At 42.1% G+C, this 1066-nt stretch carries 3 protein-coding genes; all 3 read left to right on the top strand.

All coding sequences use genetic code 11. The features are described from left to right. Nucleotides 1-225, top strand: a 225-nt coding sequence (locus PX481_RS02970) for a Ycf34 family protein (RefSeq protein ID WP_288093599.1), incomplete at its 5' end; no start/stop codon positions are given. A gap of 238 nt (nucleotides 226-463) precedes the next feature. Further along, nucleotides 464-682: a hypothetical protein gene (locus PX481_RS02965; protein WP_288093597.1), complete on the top strand. Its 219-nt coding sequence runs from the start codon at nucleotides 464-466 to the stop codon at nucleotides 680-682. Further along, nucleotides 672-1066, top strand: a 395-nt coding sequence (locus PX481_RS02960; RefSeq protein ID WP_288093595.1) for a type II toxin-antitoxin system VapC family toxin, incomplete at its 3' end; no start/stop codon positions are given. The genes PX481_RS02965 and PX481_RS02960, both read left to right, overlap by 11 nt.

The raw sequence follows: 1066 nt of genomic DNA, 5'->3' as shown, positions 1-1066 counted from the left end.
TTTGTTGATCGCTGTCTCACCTATCATGCCGTAGAAACACAACATCAGGAACGTCATCTCACCGAGACACCGGACTTTGAAGCGAAGAACCCTTCTATTAACGTTAACATTCGCACCAAGGAAGATTATATCGAAATGGAGTGGGATGTGGTGGGTTGTGAAAGCTTTTTACGCGAAACTGGTAAATGGTCTAGTTTGCGGCCAGGTGAACCAGTTCCCACCTAAAACACCTGAACTACCCATACATATCTACTACAAGAGCCGAAAGTTAATCCACAAATATGTCTTGGACAGCCAACGATTCGAGGAATGCGTAATTTAAGAGCGAGGTATTTATGGATAAAGAAGAAGAACTAAGCTAAACGGCGCTTAACCTGCATGATCCAATAGCTATAACCCTTTTGGAGTCTATATCGGTGATCCGAAGTAAAAGCCGTTTAGCTTACTTGAGCAATGGCGAGAATTGACCCCGGAAAAGCAACAAAAAGTTTGGCAATTTGTTCAAATACTTAAATCTGAGTCACAAACAACACCAGAAGCTAAATTTATTCCCCAAACACCATTAAGCAAAAAGTTATGGGAAATCCGACATCGGGCGATCGCAGCTGGATTGCAACTGCTCAATGAAGAGGAAATAGAACAAGAACTTGCTGCACGTCGAGGAGGGTGCAGTGAGTCATAGGAAAGCCTACATAGACTCTGGCGTACTGATTACTGCTTTCCAAGGCATCCAATCAGCCAGTATCAAAGCCTATCAAATTCTCAACGATGAAAATCGGGAGTTTGCCTCCAGTCGATTTGTTCAGTTAGAAGTATTGCCTAAAGCAATTTTTAACAAGCAACAAGAAGAAATAGAATTTTACGAAACATTTTTTCTGGCTGTTAATTACTGGGCAACTGACTTAGAAAAAATTATACAGAATGCTCATGAAATTGCTGGCACTTACGGTTTAGCGGCGATGGATGCACTTCATGTTGCTGCTGCGCTGCAAATTCAAGCTGATGAACTAATCACCACCGAAAAGCCAACCAAACCAATGCACCGAGTCAGGGAAATTCAGATTGT

Source organism: Microcystis sp. M53603_WE2, assembly GCF_030065435.1.
Note: the sequence above shows the minus strand (reverse complement) of the source record. Positions and strands in the feature narration are given on the sequence as shown.